The 16,563-nt window shown below is 62.8% G+C and carries 16 protein-coding genes, 2 tRNA genes and 1 pseudogene; 8 read left to right on the forward strand and 11 right to left on the reverse strand.

The genetic code is table 11. The features are described from left to right. Nucleotides 1-9: 9 nt before the first annotated feature. Complete coding sequence (locus ABMC89_RS04665; RefSeq protein ID WP_349565688.1) at nt 10-423, reverse strand: SufE family protein; 414 nt, start codon at nt 421-423, stop codon at nt 10-12. A gap of 130 nt (nt 424-553) precedes the next feature. Here ABMC89_RS04665 and ABMC89_RS04670 point away from each other — a divergent pair, with 130 nt between their 5' ends. Next, nucleotides 554-1,075, forward strand: coding sequence for a hypothetical protein (locus ABMC89_RS04670; protein WP_349565690.1), 522 nt, complete (start codon nt 554-556; stop codon nt 1,073-1,075). Between the two features lie 61 nt (nt 1,076-1,136). Here ABMC89_RS04670 and rnd read toward each other — a convergent pair whose 3' ends face one another. Genes rnd through purM form a run of 3 tightly spaced genes read right to left on the reverse strand, consistent with a single transcriptional unit; the run spans nt 1,137 to nt 3,984 of the window. After that, nucleotides 1,137-2,294 (reverse strand): ribonuclease D, encoded by a 1,158-nt coding sequence (gene rnd / locus ABMC89_RS04675; protein WP_349565692.1) that lies wholly within the window; start codon nt 2,292-2,294, stop codon nt 1,137-1,139. A gap of 53 nt (nt 2,295-2,347) precedes the next feature. Beyond that, nucleotides 2,348-2,944, reverse strand: a complete 597-nt coding sequence (purN, locus tag ABMC89_RS04680) for a phosphoribosylglycinamide formyltransferase (RefSeq protein ID WP_349565694.1) — start codon at nt 2,942-2,944, stop codon at nt 2,348-2,350. After that, entirely contained in the window at nt 2,944-3,984 is a 1,041-nt protein-coding gene (gene purM, locus ABMC89_RS04685) for a phosphoribosylformylglycinamidine cyclo-ligase (protein ID WP_349565696.1), read from the reverse strand. The genes purN and purM overlap by 1 nt, the downstream gene beginning before the upstream one ends. A gap of 650 nt (nt 3,985-4,634) precedes the next feature. Between purM and ABMC89_RS04690 the strand changes: the two genes are divergently transcribed. Further along, nucleotides 4,635-4,711, forward strand: a tRNA-Ile gene (locus tag ABMC89_RS04690). A gap of 569 nt (nt 4,712-5,280) precedes the next feature. Then, nucleotides 5,281-6,405 (forward strand): calcium-binding protein, encoded by a 1,125-nt coding sequence (locus tag ABMC89_RS04695; RefSeq protein ID WP_349565698.1) that lies wholly within the window; start codon nt 5,281-5,283, stop codon nt 6,403-6,405. Nucleotides 6,406-6,425: 20 nt separating this feature from the next. On the opposite strand, the pseudogene ABMC89_RS19055 reads toward ABMC89_RS04695, so the two are convergent. Together ABMC89_RS19055 and ABMC89_RS04700 are read right to left on the reverse strand one after the other, a co-directional pair. Next, nucleotides 6,426-6,642 (reverse strand): annotated as a pseudogene (locus ABMC89_RS19055) (IS30 family transposase); the annotation flags it as partial. Nucleotides 6,643-6,910: 268 nt separating this feature from the next. Continuing rightward, the gene (locus ABMC89_RS04700; protein ID WP_349565700.1) at nt 6,911-8,230 is read right to left on the reverse strand and encodes an ATP-binding protein; all 1,320 of its coding nucleotides are present in this window, start codon (nt 8,228-8,230) and stop codon (nt 6,911-6,913) included. Between the two features lie 45 nt (nt 8,231-8,275). Here ABMC89_RS04700 and ABMC89_RS04705 point away from each other — a divergent pair, with 45 nt between their 5' ends. Further along, the gene (locus tag ABMC89_RS04705; protein WP_349565702.1) at nt 8,276-9,187 is read left to right on the forward strand and encodes an MBL fold metallo-hydrolase; all 912 of its coding nucleotides are present in this window, start codon (nt 8,276-8,278) and stop codon (nt 9,185-9,187) included. A gap of 89 nt (nt 9,188-9,276) precedes the next feature. Continuing rightward, nucleotides 9,277-9,351: transfer RNA gene (locus ABMC89_RS04710), tRNA-Asn, on the forward strand. Nucleotides 9,352-9,807: 456 nt separating this feature from the next. On the opposite strand, the gene ABMC89_RS04715 is transcribed toward ABMC89_RS04710, so the two are convergent. The 5 genes from ABMC89_RS04715 to ABMC89_RS04735 form a co-directional block, all read right to left on the reverse strand. Continuing rightward, entirely contained in the window at nt 9,808-10,548 is a 741-nt protein-coding gene (locus ABMC89_RS04715) for an ABC transporter ATP-binding protein (RefSeq protein ID WP_349565704.1), read from the reverse strand. Then, the gene (locus tag ABMC89_RS04720) at nt 10,545-11,300 is read right to left on the reverse strand and encodes an ABC transporter ATP-binding protein (RefSeq protein ID WP_349565706.1); all 756 of its coding nucleotides are present in this window, start codon (nt 11,298-11,300) and stop codon (nt 10,545-10,547) included. The genes ABMC89_RS04715 and ABMC89_RS04720 overlap by 4 nt, the downstream gene beginning before the upstream one ends. After that, nucleotides 11,281-12,285: a branched-chain amino acid ABC transporter permease gene (locus tag ABMC89_RS04725; RefSeq protein WP_349565708.1), complete on the reverse strand. Its 1,005-nt coding sequence runs from the start codon at nt 12,283-12,285 to the stop codon at nt 11,281-11,283. The genes ABMC89_RS04720 and ABMC89_RS04725 overlap by 20 nt, the downstream gene beginning before the upstream one ends. After that, on the reverse strand, nt 12,282-13,172 hold the full coding sequence (locus tag ABMC89_RS04730; protein WP_349565711.1) for a branched-chain amino acid ABC transporter permease: 891 nt from the start codon (nt 13,170-13,172) through the stop codon (nt 12,282-12,284). The genes ABMC89_RS04725 and ABMC89_RS04730 overlap by 4 nt, the downstream gene beginning before the upstream one ends. Before the next feature lie 68 nt (nt 13,173-13,240). Further along, the gene (locus tag ABMC89_RS04735) at nt 13,241-14,476 is read right to left on the reverse strand and encodes an ABC transporter substrate-binding protein (protein WP_349565713.1); all 1,236 of its coding nucleotides are present in this window, start codon (nt 14,474-14,476) and stop codon (nt 13,241-13,243) included. A 118-nt stretch (nt 14,477-14,594) separates the two neighbouring features. Here ABMC89_RS04735 and ABMC89_RS04740 point away from each other — a divergent pair, with 118 nt between their 5' ends. From ABMC89_RS04740 to ABMC89_RS04750, 3 genes are read left to right on the forward strand one after another with little or no spacing between them, the layout of a single operon-like run. Next, on the forward strand, nt 14,595-15,296 hold the full coding sequence (locus tag ABMC89_RS04740; RefSeq protein WP_349565715.1) for a GntR family transcriptional regulator: 702 nt from the start codon (nt 14,595-14,597) through the stop codon (nt 15,294-15,296). A 2-nt stretch (nt 15,297-15,298) separates the two neighbouring features. Continuing rightward, nucleotides 15,299-15,679: a carboxymuconolactone decarboxylase family protein gene (locus ABMC89_RS04745; protein ID WP_349565717.1), complete on the forward strand. Its 381-nt coding sequence runs from the start codon at nt 15,299-15,301 to the stop codon at nt 15,677-15,679. 2 nt (nt 15,680-15,681) lie between these two features. After that, on the forward strand, nt 15,682-16,560 hold the full coding sequence (locus tag ABMC89_RS04750; RefSeq protein WP_349565719.1) for an NAD(P)-dependent oxidoreductase: 879 nt from the start codon (nt 15,682-15,684) through the stop codon (nt 16,558-16,560). Nucleotides 16,561-16,563 lie beyond the last annotated feature (3 nt).

Below are 16,563 nucleotides of genomic sequence, written 5' to 3' on the forward strand. Positions count from 1 at the left end.
ACCCCTTTCCTAGGCCGCCGCGCGCGCTGCCGTCTCGCGCACGCGCTCGATCATTGCGGTCAAGCCGTTCGACCGCTGGGCCGAAAGATGTTCGTTCAATCCCAGACGTCCCAGTTCGGCACGCGCATCGACCGCCATGACTTCCGACGGCGTCAGCCCGTTGTACAAAAGCCGCAGCACGGCAATCAGCCCCGATACGATCATCGCATCCGACGCCCCGTCGAAATGCAGGCGTCCGTCGCGCATCTCGGCGTGAAGCCAGACCTGGCTGGCGCATCCGTCTACCTTGGTCGCGGGTACCCGCAGCGCGGGATCGAGCGCGTCCATCTCGCGGCCCTGTTCGATCACGTGGCGATAGCGGTCTTCCCAGTCTTCCAGAAACTCGAAATCCTCGACAAGGTCCTCGAATGCGGCGTTGGCCATGGTGTGCTCCTCTGCGTCTCAGTCAGGAGGTAGGCAAGTGCGCGCCAAAGGTCCACCCCCGCACCCCCTTCCCAAGTGTCGCACGATGGGTTAGGTCAGATGGACAAGGAAAAACCAACCGGCAGGTCCAATGCGCAGTATACTTCCCGCCTTTCTGGTCGCCTCCCTGACACTGGGTGCCTGCGGCGTGGTCCGCGACAGCGCGCTCAACCCCGGCAACTGGTTCGGGCGCAGCACACCTGCCCCCGTCAGCGCCGAGACAGAGCCGGTCAACCCTTTGATCCCGACACGTTCGGGCCTGTTCGGCAGCCGCCCGGACAACAAGGAAATCTACCTCGGAGAGCCGTTTTACGAAATCGTCGATCTGACGATCGAACGGGTCGCGGGTGGCGCGATCATCCGTGCAACCGGTCGTGCCGAGCGGCAGGGCATCTTTGCCGTACAGCTGACCCCCGTCACCGAGGACGAGACGCCGGTCGACGGCACACTGTCCTACCGGCTCGAAGGCGTGGAGCGCACACAGCCGACACCAGTGGGCGCCCCCGCCACGCGCGAGGTGACAGCCGCCCGCCGGATCACGGACCAGCAGCTTGCCGGGGTCAGAGCGATCCGCGTCGAAGGGGCGCAGAACGCCCGCGTAGCCCGCCGCTAATCCGGATTTTACAGAATACGCTACGCAGCGGGCCGCTCGCCCGCCTGGTCCTGTCCGTCCGTCAGTGGCGAACCACGACGACCTGGCTGCCCTCGGCGGTCAGCGCAATCCGACCCGCGCATAGGTCGAGCGCGTCCGATCCGAAGACCTCGCGCCGCCAGCCCTTCAGCGCCTGAACGTTGCGTTCGCCCGCCGAAATCGCATCGAGATCGGAGGCCGTCGCGATCAGCTTCGCGGCCACGCCCGCACTTTCGACCTTTGCCTTCAGAAGGACGCGCAACAGATCCGCCAGCGCCGGATTTACCTGCATTTTCTCGCGGCGGCGGTCGGGTTCGGGCAGATCGGACTGGGGGCAGTCGATCCCCTCGGCCACGGCGGCAAGGATCCCTTCGGCGATCTCGCCCTTGCGGGCGTCGCGCAGCAACAGCCGCGCGCGGCTGAGCTCTTCCAGTGTCTTAGGCTTCAGCGAGGCCAGTTCGACCAGCGCGTCGTCCTTGTAGATGCGGTTGCGCGGGATGTTGCGCTCCTGCGCGATACGTTCGCGGAAGGCGGCGAGTGCGCGGACGAGCGCCAGAAAGCGCCCCGAATGCGTGCGGGTCTTCACCCGCTGCCACGCGTCTTCGGGGGTGTTGGTATAGGTCTCGGGCGCGGTGAGGATTTCCAGCTCCTCCGCCACCCATTTCTGGCGTCCGGACTTGGCCAGTTCGGCGGCGAGGTATTCGTAAATCTGGCGCAGGTGGGTGACATCGGCCAGCGCGTATTTCTTTTGCGCGTCAGACAAGGGCCTGCGCGACCAGTCGGTAAAGCGCGATGTCTTGTCCAGCTGCTCGCGCGCGATCTTGCGCACCAGCGTCTCGTAGCCGACCTGCTCGCCAAATCCGCAGACCATGGCGGCAACCTGCGTGTCGAACAGCGGCTCGGGGAACACTTCGGCATCGACAAAGAAGATTTCTAGATCCTGCCGCGCGGCGTGGAACACCTTGACCACCGAGGTATCGCGAAACAGCGTATAGAGCGGTTCGAGCGACATATCCCCGACCAGCGGATCGACCAGAACCGCACCGCTGTCGTCGGTGCCCGGCATCGCCAGCTGGATCAGGCACAGCTTCGAGTAATAGGTCCGTTCCCTGAGGAATTCGGTATCGACAGTCACATAATCGTGCTTGGCGGCTTCGTCGCAGTAGGCGGCGAGTTCTTCAGTCGTGGTAATCGTACGCATCACATCATCCTTGGCTTATCCCAGCGGTACAGAAAACGCGCGGGATTTACCAGTCAGGTCTTGAGCATCAGGGGCCGCCTGTCGCCCGCCGCGAAGCGCCGCAGGACAGCCGGATAGAGAGTATGCTCCTGCACCAGCACGCGGTCGGCCAGTGTCTCGGGGGTGTCACCGTCCAGAACGGGCACCTCGGCCTGTCCCAGAATCGGCCCGTCGTCCAAGGCTGCGGTCACCTCGTGCACGGTGCACCCGTGAACGCTGTCGCCCGCTTCCAGCGCGCGGGCGTGTGTGTGCAGCCCCTTGTACTTGGGCAGAAGCGACGGATGGACATTCAGCATTCGGCCCGCCCAGGCATCGGTGAAACCCGCGGTCAGCTTGCGCATGAAACCCGCCAGACAGATGATATCGGGCGCGTGCGGGACAAGGGCGCGGCTGATCGCTTCCTCGAAGGCGCTGCGGTCGCCGGCGAAGGGGCGGTGATCGACGACCTCGGTCGCCACGCCCATGGCAGCGGCCTTTTGCAAGCCGCCCGCCTCCGCGGTGTTCGACAGGACAACCGCAGGGGCCGCAGCGTGCCCCGCGCGTGCCATATCCTCCAGCAGCGCGACCATGTTCGACCCGCCACCGGAGATGAATACCGCGACTTTTTTCATTAAACGAGGCTGCCCTCGTAGCGCACACCGGCCGTGGCTGTCACTTCGCCGATCGCGAAGACCTCCTCGCCCGCGTCGCGCAGCAGCTTCATGGCTTCTTCCACCGAGTCCTTGGGCACCACGGCAACCATGCCGATGCCGGCATTGAAGGTCTTGAGAAGCTCGTCCTCGTCCATCCCGCCGTGCGCCGTCAGCCAGCGGAAGACCGGCGGCAGTTCCCAGCTGTCCAGATCGATGCGGACACCGGTGCCCGCGGGCAGGATCCGCGGCAGGTTCTCGGTCAGACCGCCGCCGGTGATATGGGCGAACCCATGCGCCAGACCGGCCTGCGACAGCGACATCGCCGCCTTTACATAAAGACGCGTGGGCGTCAGCAGCACCTCGCCCAGCGTACCCGCATCCCAGGGGCACGGATCGTCCCACGCGAGGCCGGAATGGTCGACAATGACCCGCACGAGGCTGTAGCCGTTCGAATGCACACCCGCACTGCCCAGACCCAGCAGCACATCACCGGCGCTTACGTTCTTGGGCAGGGTCGCCCCCCGCTCCATCGCGCCCACGGAAAATCCGGCCAGATCGAAATCACCTTCGGCGTACATCCCGGGCATCTCGGCAGTCTCTCCGCCGATCAGCGCACAGCCCGAAAGCTCGCATCCCTTGGCGATCCCCTCGATGATCGCGGTTCCCTGATCCAGGTCGAGCTTGCCGGTGGCGAAATAGTCGAGGAAGAAGAGCGGCTCCGCCCCCTGACAGACCAGATCGTTCACGCACATCGCGACCAGATCGATACCGATCTTGTCGACATTGCCGGTATCGATGGCAATCCGCAGCTTGGTGCCGACACCGTCAGTCGCGGCCACGAGGACCGGATCTTCGAACCCGGCCGCCTTGAGATCGAACAGGGCGCCAAATCCACCCAGACCCGACATGGTTCCCGGTCTCGAGGTCTTCTTGGCCGCAGGCTTGATGCGTTCAACCAATGCGTTACCTGCATCGATATCGACACCGGCATCTGCGTAGGTGATCCCTCTTTTGGTCATGGTGTCTTCCCGTTGAATGGTGTCACCGGTGCGATACCCGATCATATTGGGTCAGGCAACCGATACTGCCCCGCAAGGCGCATCCGACCCGCCGGTGCGCGTGGATTTATCCGCAACCATCTCAAAATTGATGCGACCGTTCGGGTGATTGCACAGCCCCGCCCCATAGACCGAGCACAACGGCGCACCAATCAGGCACCGCGCGCCTCGATCGTCGAGGGCTGGAACGCCTGTTCATCAAAGCGAGTTCACGCAGCCGTCCGGTTGCCCGCATTTCGCCGCGGCCAAACGCATCCCCGCGCCAGCCCGGAAGGCGCAGAGCTGTGCCATCGCCGTACCGCGCAGAATGCAAGCGCCCGCACGCCAATTGCATCCGATGTACCGAAATGGCGCAACTACCCTGCCCCACCCGCAACCGCACAAAGCGGCTGATGCCCCCAGCATAGAGCAGCGAGCACCTATCATCGCTCCACATTCAGCAGATCGCCCGGCAAGAATGCGGTAACCCAGCCGCGCTCCCGGAGGTCTCCTCCGATCTCTCGGCGCAAACCGCCGTACGCTTCATCTTGCGCGCGCCAAGAAAAACCCGCCTCGCCACGCCCCAACCGGTCTTGACGCGCGGCCTGCGCGCGCATACCCAAAACATCGGCGGGCCTGTAGCTCAATTGGTTAGAGCAGAGCGCTCATAACGCTTTGGTTGCGGGTTCAAGTCCTGCCGGGCCTACCACATTTACCGCCAAGTCATTGTAAAATATAAAAAGACACTGCCCCACGGATGTGGAAGGTGCTCCATGGAATTCAATGGGTTAGAATGGATGCGCCCACGATTCCAGAGACTTCATCCGTCTGGCCTGCCATTCGCGCCTGTTACGAAGCCCGCGCAACGTGCTGCACCGCAACCGTCTGGCCCTCTTGCACGCCCTGAAGCGCCGCCTCGTACAAAGGCAGAGCAGCCGCGAAGTCTAGCGCGTGAACGCGATCACGACCGAAACTACACGAAAGCGGCTCGACAGCTCCGCCCGACGCGCTGGAAACCGAGGGCGCGACCCAAGGATGATGCCGATCCTTGACCCAATACGCGCAGATCTTTTTCCTTGCACGGAGGCCGCGGCAGTCAGGAGCGCAGAACGCCTGACACACATGCCCTGTCCGGTGACCCTCGCTTAAGACGGCAAGCCACTTGGAGAATGTCGGTTGAACTAGTAGGATATTGGCGCATCCCGATCCGGATCGCCAAAGGGCAGGCGCTGCCCGGTACGGGTCTTTTTGGTCGCATAGAGCAGGAGTTTTTTTAAAGTGGCTGATTTCCGATCCTCTCCTTTGTCATTTGGTCAGCGTGTAGAAAGCACGCTCGGTCCAACCGATAATCTCGACTACTACCGGATCTTTCTTGAGCCGGGGGGTATCTACTATCTCGACGTTGAAGGTGATGCGTCCTTCCACGTCGTCTACGGCGTGCACATGTGGGAAGGTGCTGGCCGCGACGGCTATTTCCAGCTGGACAGCCTTCTTACCGGGCCGACCGCCCATGTGCTGATCGAGGTGCGCAAAACCACGCCGGGCGAGGAAGACTACGCCTTCGAGATCACAGAGCCGGTCTATGTCGCCGCCGGTCCTGGCGATGATTGGTTGTTCTGGCAAGGCCGCGAGACCTTTTACGAAGGCGGCCCGGGGTACGACAGCCTGTCTTTTGCCAATTATACTGGCGGTGGCGGGGTTAAATTCGATTTCGGGAGAGGCAGCGTCACGATCGGGATTGACCTGCCAGCGTACGCATCGTTTGCCACAGGCGGTGAGGTTGTGGGCGGATACCAGAAGAACTACAATTCTGGCCAGATGGTCTGGCGCAATGTCGAAAGTTTTACGGGGACGTCGGAGAATGACCATTTTGTTGGCAGCTCTGGCAGGCCTTCAGGCAATGTTGAAATGCGCGGCCTGGGTGGGCGCGACTGGTTCGAAGCCAGCAATGCCTGCGAAATCTTTGATGGCGGTGCGGGTTGGGACCGGGTCAGCCTGGGCTACGTCGATCCCGTTGTTCCGGACGAACATGTGTCGCTGCTGCGCGGCAAGGGTTGGTCCGGCACCGCCAGTGGCGATACCTTCCTGTTTATCGAGGAGCTCGAAGGCGCGGCTGGCGATGACCATTTCACCGGCGACCGCAATTCCAACCGGCTGATTGGGGGCGCGGGCGACGATACCCTGATCGGCAATGCCGGGCAGGATGTGCTTGTGGGTGGGTACGGTACGGACGTTGCGGTGTTCAACTATGACCGCGATCAGTATGTCGTCGGCCCACAATTTCCTTTTGCGCCCTTTAGTCCGACTGAGGTCCGCTACATTGGGCCGGGTGCAGGAGACGGCGTTGATTACCTGACTGGGATCGAGATCCTGCGCTTTGCCGATGGGGATGAATTTATCTGATCGGCAGTGCACCGCCTTCGGTGATGTTGACAGAACCGGATATCGATCTTTAACCGTCTGGCCAGTTCGGGGTGGCAGGCCATCTCCGAGCCGCGCGGTTTTAGGTTATGCTCTTGCGCAAAGCGGCTGGTAGTCGTCTTAACTGGCAGGTGAAGCTGTCGAACGCGGCCTCGGCCCCATGCCATCCATTTTGCAAAGAATAACAAAACGTGCCTTGCGCTCGATCATGGTGCTTACGACCAATGCTGCTCACCCATTCCGCCGGCGCCTACGAGTAGCTGGCTGCGCCGGCTCCATGTGGCAAGGAACCGGCACAACGCAAAGACGATTGCTTGACCAATCGTTGATGAGGTGGCCCACGACCGATTTCGTGGGCCACTTTTTCAATGTAATGATTTGTAATTTATTGTCATTATTGACCCCGCACAGGTCCTGCCGGGCCTACCACGCCTCCCGCTGAGAATTGCCGCTTTCGCTGCATCCGAGCCTCTCGGATCACTGATCGCTACCGCGCGATCACGATGTCCGCCCTGAGACCGCCCAGCCGGTCGGACACGCCCAGCCGCAGCATGCCGCCATGACCGCGTGCGACATCCATTGCGATCGCAAGCCCGAGGCCGACACCGCCGCCCTTGTCCTGGTTGCGCGCCGGATCGAGCCTGCTGAAGGGTTTGAGCGCCTGCTCACGCGAGGCCTCCGGGATGCCGGGGCCGTCATCCTCGACCCGGATGCGAAGGGTCCGGTCGGTCAGCAGAACGGAAATCTCGGCCCGGGTGCCGTAGCGGACCGCGTTGCCGATCAGGTTGTCGACCGCGCGCCGCATCGCCCCCTCGCGCAGGCGGACCGTACCGGCCCCCTCGCCTTCGAGCGGCAACAGCGTGACATCGCGGCCCGCGCGCGCCGCCTCTGCCACGAGGGATTCGACCATCGCCACAGGATCGACCCTTTCGGGGGTGCCCTCGGCCATGCCCTTGGCAAAATTGAGAAATTCGTCGAGCATCATCTGCATGTCGTCAACGTCGCGCAACAGCGGCTCTGCGTCTTCCTCGTCGATCATCGACAACCCCAGCCGCAGCCGCGTCAGAGGCGTCCGCAGATCGTGGCTGACCCCCGACAGCATCAGGGTGCGCTGTTCGATGTGCCGCTCGATCCGGTTGCGCATGTCCACGAAGGCGTTGCCCGCGGCACGCAGTTCGACCGCGCCCGCCGGTGTCAGCGGCACATGCCTGCCCTTGCCGAATGCCTCTGCGGCGCGGGCCAGCTTCTTGATCGGGCGCAACTGGTTGCGCAGATAGATGATCGAGATCAGCGTCATTAAGAGACCAAGAATAACCGTGTAAACGAAAAGCTGATGCGGATTGTTCGCCGTGATCCGCTTTCTGTCGAAACCCACGCGCATCAGGCCATGGGTATCCTCGAAGTAGACGACAACACGGTCGCTATCGCTCAGATCCACCGCACGAAATCCCGGCATCCGTTCACCCAGCCTCTGGATGACCCGTCGGCCGGAATAGTCGTACCAGGCAAGTGTGTTCTCCGGTGCAGCCGTCCCGACGGAGCCGAGCGTCACCTCAAGCGGCGCAAGCTCCTGCGCCACGCGCGCCACGGCGGCACTGGCATCCGGGGCCTCGCGCGCCACCTCGCGCACCAGATTGATCTCGCGCAGGACGGTGTCGGTCATCTGGTAGGTGACGCCCTCGAAATGGCGCTGTGCGAAAATCACGGTGACCACCAGTTGCAGCGAGACGACCGGCAGCAGCAGGATCAGCGCCGCACGCGCGTAGATGCCTCGGGGCATATAGTGTTTGAGCCATGCGAAGGACATGCGCTAGACCCTACTGACCCACCCTGCGCTGCGAAAGGCAAAACCTTGACACCACCAGACGACTTCGACCCGCCCATCGGCGTGGCAGAGCAGCTAGAGCCCGGCCTGCGCCGCATCGTGGCGCCGAATCCGTCGCCGATGACCTACCGTGGCACGAATACCTACCTGCTGGGCACCGGCGATCTGGCCGTGATCGACCCCGGGCCGGCAAACCCGCAGCACCTGGATGCGATTCTCGCGGCCCTGCGCCCCGGCGAGCGGATCAGCCATATCGTGGTGACGCATACCCATCTCGACCACTCCCCGCTGGCCCGCCCGTTGTCGCGGAAAACCGGCGCGCCGATCCTTGCCTTCGGCGGCGCAACCGCCGGTCGGTCCGAAGTGATGCAGATGCTGGCCGATCAGGGCGACATCGGTGGCGGTGAGGGCATCGACCATGACTTCAGCCCCGATGAAACCCTCACCGATGGTGCGGTGCTCGCAGGCGACGGCTGGCAGCTCGAGGCGATCCACACGCCCGGCCACATCGGCAACCATCTCAGCCTCGCGTGGGGTGAGAGATGCTTTACCGCCGATCACGTGATGGGATGGGCGTCTTCGCTGGTCTCTCCCCCCGACGGGGACCTGACCGACTTCATGGCGTCCTGCGCGCGGCTGCAATCGCGCGACTGGTCGGTTTTCTACCCCGGTCACGGTGCGGCCATCACCAGTCCCGCCGACCGGCTGTCGTGGCTGGTCACCCATCGCCGCAGCCGCGAGAGTGCCATCCTCGACGCCCTGCAGAAAGGCCCGTCGGATGCCGCGACACTCGCGGCAGAGATCTACACCGAGACCCCCGCAGCGCTCCTCGGAGCGGCCACGCGCAACGTGCTTGCCCATCTTCTGGACCTGCACGGCCGCGACCTTGCCCGCAGCATCGGCACCCTGCGCGCGGACGCAACTTTCGCCCTGCGCTAGCGCGTGAAACGAAATCGTAATTTTTTGTATTTTTCCGGCCCAAACCCTCTGGACGCGCGAAATACGCCTCGCTATACGGTGCGGACCGTTCCGGCGTAGCTCAGCGGTAGAGCAGTTGACTGTTAATCAATTGGTCGTAGGTTCGATCCCTACCGCCGGAGCCAAAGAATTTATTTGTTTAGCGAGAAATCGTTGACCCATTTTTCGTTGGTCAACAACAATTCCACAACATTAACGCAGGTCCTACGCGCAGCAGAAATGGATCATCCCGTCGCGACAGTGGCACGCACCCTGCCCTCCCCGGATATCGGGGGCGTGACGGTGACAACGGTAGAACACAACCGCTGACGGGTAAGGGTTTGGCTGTCGGAAACCGGGATAGGTTCGCCGCCCGGATCGCTTATCTGAAGCTGAAGACCGTTCTGTATTTGGGCAAAGCGGCTGGGTGGCTCAAGAAATCATTGTAGCCACAGTTGAGGGGTTTGAAGCCTATAGAAACAGGCATCCTTCGATCCCAGCACGGAATAAAACGCCTGAGTATGCTGGCATGCGGGCACAAGAAAAACCTCGCCCTGAGACCGAAGATAATCTTGAACCGGTGACGGTTATCAGCCGCTGCATCAGATCCCCAGATAGGCCCGCCGAATACGGTCATCGTTGGCCAGATCGCGCGCGGCACCTTCGAACTCGATCTCGCCTGAGGCCATGACATAGGCGCGCTCGGCGCTCTCAAGAGCCAGCGACACGTTCTGTTCGACCAAAAGGACAGAAACGCCGCTTGCATGGATTTCGTGGAACCGCTCGTGCATCTCCTCGACCACCATGGGGGCGAGACCCAGACTCGGCTCGTCAAGGATCAGCAGTTTCGGCTCGAGCATCATCCCGCGTCCGACAGCGACCATCTGCTGCTCGCCGCCCGAGAGCGTGCCGGCCGGCTGGCTACGGCGTTCCTTCAGGCGCGGAAAGAGATCGTAGATCCGCGTCAGCGTGCCGGCGATGGAGGTTTCCCGCCCCCGCGTGAAAGCACCCGTGATCAGGTTTTCCTCGACAGTCATGTCCGGAAAGACATGACGCCCCTCGGGCACATGCGCGATCCCCAGGGCCGGAATGCGGTGCGACTCGGTGGCGATCAGGTCATGGCCCATGAAAGAGATCGCACCGGTGACCTTCGGCATGAGGCCCGATATCGCCTTCAGAAGCGTGCTCTTGCCGGCGGTATTGGCGCCGATGACCGCAAGAAACTCGCCCTGCTTCATCGAGATCGAGACATCACGCAGCACCCATGCCCCCCCGTAGGACGCCGAAATCGACGAGAGGGAGAGGAAGGGCGCCGGATCGGCGGCTTGCTGTGTCGTCGTCATACTATTTCCACCGGTTGTTCGTCGTGCTTCTTGGCAAAGCTCGCGCCCAGATAGGCCTCGATCACGCGCTCGTTGCGCGCGATCTCGACCGGCGTGCCATCGGCGATCAACTCGCCGAAATTGAGCACCAGAAGACGCTCGCAGAGCTTCATCACCGCCTTCATGTGGTGTTCGACCACGATAAAGGTGATGCCCTCGTCTCGCAGGGAGCGGACAAGATCGATGACCTCCTCCATCTCGGCAGGGGTGAGCGCGGCCATGACCTCGTCCAGCAGCAAAAGCTTTGGTTCGGTGCAGAGCGCGCGCGCGACCTCGACCCGGGCCCGTTCGGGGAACGACAGGTCGCCTGCGCGGACATCGGCGATGCCGGACAGACCGACCCGGTCGAGGATCGCCCGCGCCTTTTCCCGCGCCTCGGGCAGCGGATTGTTCAGCAACCCGCCCGTCACGACATTGTCGAGCACCGACGACTCCATGAACAGCGCAACGTTCTGGAAGGTCTTGGTCATGCCGCGGCGCGCGATCTTGTGCGGCTTCAGGCCACCGCTGGAGGTCCCCTCGAAGCGGATCTCGCCGGAACTGGGCTGGTAGATCCCGGTCAGCAGGTTGAACAGGGTCGTCTTCCCTGCCCCGTTGGGTCCGATCAGGCCGACGATCTCGCCTTCCTGGGCGGAAAAGGTGACGTCATTGACGGCAACAAGGCCCCCGAAACGCCGGGTCAGGCCCGAAACCTCAAGTAGCGGCGCGGTCATGCGGTGCCCCCTTTCCGAGGATGCGGTTCCAGAGCTGGCCGATCAGCGCCGTCAGCCCGTGCGGGTTGAGCAGGATGACGATCACAAGGATTGCGCCATAGGCGAATTGAGACAGGCCCGCGGCGGAACTGCCGAAATAGCTGTTGGCCATCTCCTCCATCGGAATGATGAAGGCAGCACCGACCAGCGGCCCGGACAGACGCCCTACCCCACCCAGAATGGCGATGAGCGCCATCTTGACCGAGATCGTTGCGATCCCGAAAACCGTATCGGGGTCGAAAAAGAACTGGAATTGCGCGTAGAGCGTGCCAAGGAAGGCCGTGATGGCAGCCGAAACGCAGGCGGCGATCAGCTTGGCGCGATATGTATCGACGCCGATCACCTCGGCCGCCTGCTCGTTCTGCTTGATGGCCCGCAGGCGGTAGCCCAAGGCGCCGGTCTGGATTTTCCAGAAGATCAGGCAGATCACGACGAGCGCCGCAAGAAACAGGTAGTAATTCGGAAGCACGGTAGAGAACTGCATCATCCACAGCCCCTCGCCGGGCATATAGGGGACAGAAATACCCACAGGTCCACCGGTGACATCGGCCCAGCTGTTGGCGATCACGCGCATCGCCTCGCCCGCCGCGAGGGTCGCCAGCGCATAGTAATGCCCTTTCAGCCGCACGGTCGGAATGCTGAGCAGCAGCGCAAAGCCCACGGCAAGCACCATGCCGAACAGCCCCCCAAGCCAGGGCGACAGGGTGAAAAGGTTCAGCAGGATCGTCGACGTATAGGCACCGATCCCGAAATAGGCGGCATGCCCGAGCGAGATCTGGTTCGCCAGACCACCCACGATGTTCCATGCCTGACCAAGTCCCGCGAAGAGCAGCATGATACACAAGATCCGCATCTCGTAGCCGCGAGGATCGAGGCCCAGCGGCGCCAGCACCATGACGATCAGCGCCAGAATGGCGAGGATGGGAAGAAATCGCTGAACGGTCATGCGCGTCTCCTCGCGACGAGGCCCTCAGGCCGAAGGGCAAGGACGAGAATGAAGATGACGAAGAGGGTCAGGTTCATGAGCTGGATCGGCAGGAACAGCGCCGAGAAGGACTGGATCAGCCCGACCATGATGCCCCCGACCACCGCGCCAGCGACAGAGCCCAGCCCGCCCAGCACCACGGCCGTGAACATGAGCACGACAAACTGCGCCCCCACCGTGGGAGAGGCGGTAATATAGGGAAGGATCACCGCACCGCCGAAGGCCGTGGTTCCGACGCCCAGCCCGAATGCGATCATGTACATGCGGTCGGTGTTGATGCCCATCAGGCGGGCCGCCATGGGATCCTGTGACGTGGCGCGCATCGCCCGCCCCCATCGTGTCCGGCTGAGGAAATACCACAGCGCGCCCCCGCTCAGCAGAGCCATCAGGAAGGCATAGAGCTTGTCCAGCGGAACGAGGAGCCTGCCCGCGTCACTGGAGAAGAGTGTCAGCGCCTGCGTCTGGTAGGATGTCGACACCGACCGGTAGTCGGCACCGAACAGCAGCAGCGCACCGTTCTCGAGCGCGAAGAGAAGACCCACCGTCAGGAAAATCTGCGACACCTGCGGCGCGTTGAGGATCGGCTTGATCAGCGTGCGCTGCATGACCATCCCGATCACGAATGTGACCCCGAGGGCGATGAAGGCGCCGAACATCGGGTCGATGCCGGCAAACGCCCAGGCGAACCAGGCGATGAACATGCCGATCATCAGGAATTCGGCATGGGCGAAGTTCACGATGTGCATGACACCGAAGACGAGGCTCAGCCCGATCGAGATCACGGCATAAACGCCGCCGATCAGGATGCCGTCGATCAGTGTCTGCAGGAACGTCAGGAGATTTTGCATATTTCAGGTCCGACCTTGTGGGAGCCCCGAAACGGATTGTCCGCTTCGGGGCTTGCTCTGACATTGGATCAGCTGTTCCAGACGACCTCGGCCTTGGCCAGTTCCTTGGGGTAAACCGTCGCCAGTTCACCACCCTGCCACTGGACCATCAGCGGAGATGCGTGCGGATTGCGACCCATCTCGTCGAACTCGACCTTGCCGCCGGTCATGACAGTCGCCCAGCCTTCGTCGAAGAGATCAGTGCGCAGGTGCTCGCTGATCGTGGCGGGGTCGGCTACGCCCGCAGCTTCGAGCGCCGAATGCAGGCAGCCCATGCAGGCGGCATGTTCCTGCGCCTCGTGCACCATGAAATAGCCGAACCGTTCGCGGAACCGTTCGGTGTATTCCGGCGCCTGATCGTAGGCCGCGGGCGAGATCGACAGAACATTGTCGGCCAGTTCGCCCAGCCCGTCGCGGAAGTCGGGGATGATGTAGCCTGCGGCGCCACCGATCGTGGGGATATTGAGCCCCTGCTGGCGCATTGCCCGGACAATAAGCAGCGAATCATTGAGGTAGGAGACCGGGAAGACCGCCTGCGCTTCGGCCCGGCGCAGCTGGTTGATCAGCGGGCTGACGTCGGTAATGCCCAGCGGATAGGCCTCGTCCATCGCCACCTCGATACCGGCGTCCGCGGCGGCCTGACGCAGACCCGCAGATTGCGAGGTCCCGTAGGCGGTGTCCTCGTACATGATAGCGATCCGCTCGAGCGTCTCGCCCGCATCCGCGGCCAACGCGCGGGTGTAATCGAACGTGGCCGCGCCGATCTGGCTGCCGACCGAGACGATCTGGAACACGTTCTGGAAGCCGCGCGCGGTGATCTGATCCGAGAACGACATGGTCAGAAGCGGAATGCCGCGGCGTTCGGTCACTTCCGAGATTGCCAGCGTCAGCGACGACGCAAAGGCACCAAGCACCGCGACGACGTTGTCCTGCGACATCATCCGCTGGGCCACGGTCGCGGCCTGCGTCGGGTTCGAGGTGGCATCGGCGATCACCAGATTGATCGGCGCGCCGCCCATCGACTTGATCCCGCCATTGGCGTTGATTTCATCCGCGACAAGCTGGATGCCGTTGCGGGAATTAATGCCGAACTGTGCGTTCGGCCCCGACAGGGGCACGATCACCCCGACATTCACCGCATCCTGTGCGTAGGCTCGACGCGACAGCGCCGGCACGGCCAGAGCCGCAGCCCCGGTTGCCAGAACAGCGCGGCGACTGATGCCCGCACGTGGACGGACCGAAAATTTTCCTGACGATTTCTGCATAACTTCCTCCCAAGAGTCGATTTCGACTTTCACAGAGGGTATGCTTCCGTATGAACACCTGTCAACCTTATTGACAGATTGTCTGACAATATGATTGATAAAGCTCGGAGGGCATCGAATGTCATCGAAATACGCGCTGAGCCGCGAGAACGTCACTTTAAGCGGCCGTCTGGTCGCCAGCATGCGCAGTGCGATCCTCGCCGGCGACCTGAAGGGGGGCGAGCGCTTGTCGGAGCGCTCGATGACCGAGATGTTCGGCGTCAGCCGCAGTCTCGTGCGCGAGGCAACTCAGGTGCTTGCCGCCGAAGGCCTGATCACGGTGGTGCCGCACAAGGGCCCGACGGTTACGTTGCTCGACCAGCGCTCCGCAGAGGACCTTTACCGCGTGAGGGCGGTTCTGGAAGGATTGGCCTGTCAGGAATTCGTCGAACACGCCTCAGACGCCGGACGCGAGGAGTTGTTCGCCATCTTCGAACGGTTGAAGGCGATGCTTGGACAGGACGATGCCGACGCGCTGGTCGAGGCCAAGAACGATTTCTACCGCTGCCTGCTGGCAGGGGCGCGAAACGAGGTGCTCGACCAGATGTTCACGCAACTCAACAACCGGATCGTGCAGCTGCGCCGCTTCACCCTCTCGGCGTCGGGCCGGTTCTCCGAAACCCTCGAAGAGATCGGCGCCGTGATCGACGCCATCCGCCGCCGCGACGGACAGGAGGCCCGGCATCTGGCCGAGGCGCATGTCGCCGCCGCCGCCAATGTGGTCATCCGCAGGTTCGCGGAACTGGAAGAAACGCAAGAAACAAAAGCGAAAGGACAATAACAATGGACAAGGCCACCTACGACAAGGGCATGGAAATCCGCCGGGCCACACTTGGAGACGAATATGTCGACAAGGCCGTGGACGGGATGGTCGATTTCACCCGCGATCTTCAGGAAATGGTGACAACCTACTGCTGGGGAGAAGTCTGGGGCCGGGAAGGTCTGGACCGCAAGACCCGCTCGACCATCAACATCGCCATGATCGCAGCCCTCAACCGCCAGCACGAACTGGCAGCCCATGTGCGCGGGGCGATCAACAACGGTCTTACCCCGGACGAGATCAAGGAGATCCTTTTGCAGGTCGGTATCTACTGCGGCGTGCCGGCAATGGTCGACAGCTTCCGCATCGCGCGCGGCGTACTCGAAGACATGGAGGAGATCTGACCTTGGCCTCTCTAGGATTCGTCGGAACCGGCACCATGGGTGCGCCCATGGTGCACTGCCTGGTCGAGAAAGGCTTTACGCCCATGGTGTTCGATTCCGTGCCCGAGGCAGCCGAGAAGGTCGCCGCGCGCGACGGGCTGAAGGCCGTAGCCTCGCTGGCAGAACTCGCCGGGGGCTGCGACACGGTCATCCTGATGCTGCCGACCTCGGCCATCGTCCGCGAGGTCTGTCTGGGCGAAGGCGGTCTGGTCGGGCATCTGCGACCCGGTGCGGTGATCATCGACATGAGCTCCTCCGACCCGATCGAGACGCGGTCGCTGGGCAAGGAGCTTGCCGAGCGGGATGTGATCCTTCTGGATGCGCCGGTTTCGGGCGGTCTGCGCAAGGCGGTCGCGGGGACGCTTGCGATCATGCTGGGCGGTGACGACGCCGCCGCGATGGATGCGGCGGAACCGGTCCTTCAGGCCATGGGCCGGGTGTTCCGCGCGGGCCCGCTGGGCGCCGGACATGCGACCAAGGCGCTGAACAACTACGTCTCGGCAGCCGGGCTTGTCGCGGCCTGCGAGGCCGTGATCATGGCCAAGGATTTCGGCCTCGACCCCGAGCGGATGACCGAGATCATCAACGCCTCGACCGGGCGCAACAACTCGACCGAGAACAAGATCGTGCAGTTCGTCCTGTCCGAACAGTTCCGCGATGCCGGCTTTGCCCTCAGCCTGATGACCAAGGATGTCGCTCTGGCCGCCGGGCTGGCGCAGCAATCGGGACGGCCCATGCCGGGCGTGGCGGCTGTATCCTCGATCTGGAACGATGCCGACCGCGTTCTGGGCCAGCGCGCGGACCATACCGAGATTTTCCGCTATCTCGACGGACTGGAGTGAGCC

Source organism: Sulfitobacter sp. HNIBRBA3233, assembly GCF_040149665.1.
In the GTDB taxonomy this organism is placed as follows: domain Bacteria; phylum Pseudomonadota; class Alphaproteobacteria; order Rhodobacterales; family Rhodobacteraceae; genus Sulfitobacter; species Sulfitobacter marinivivus.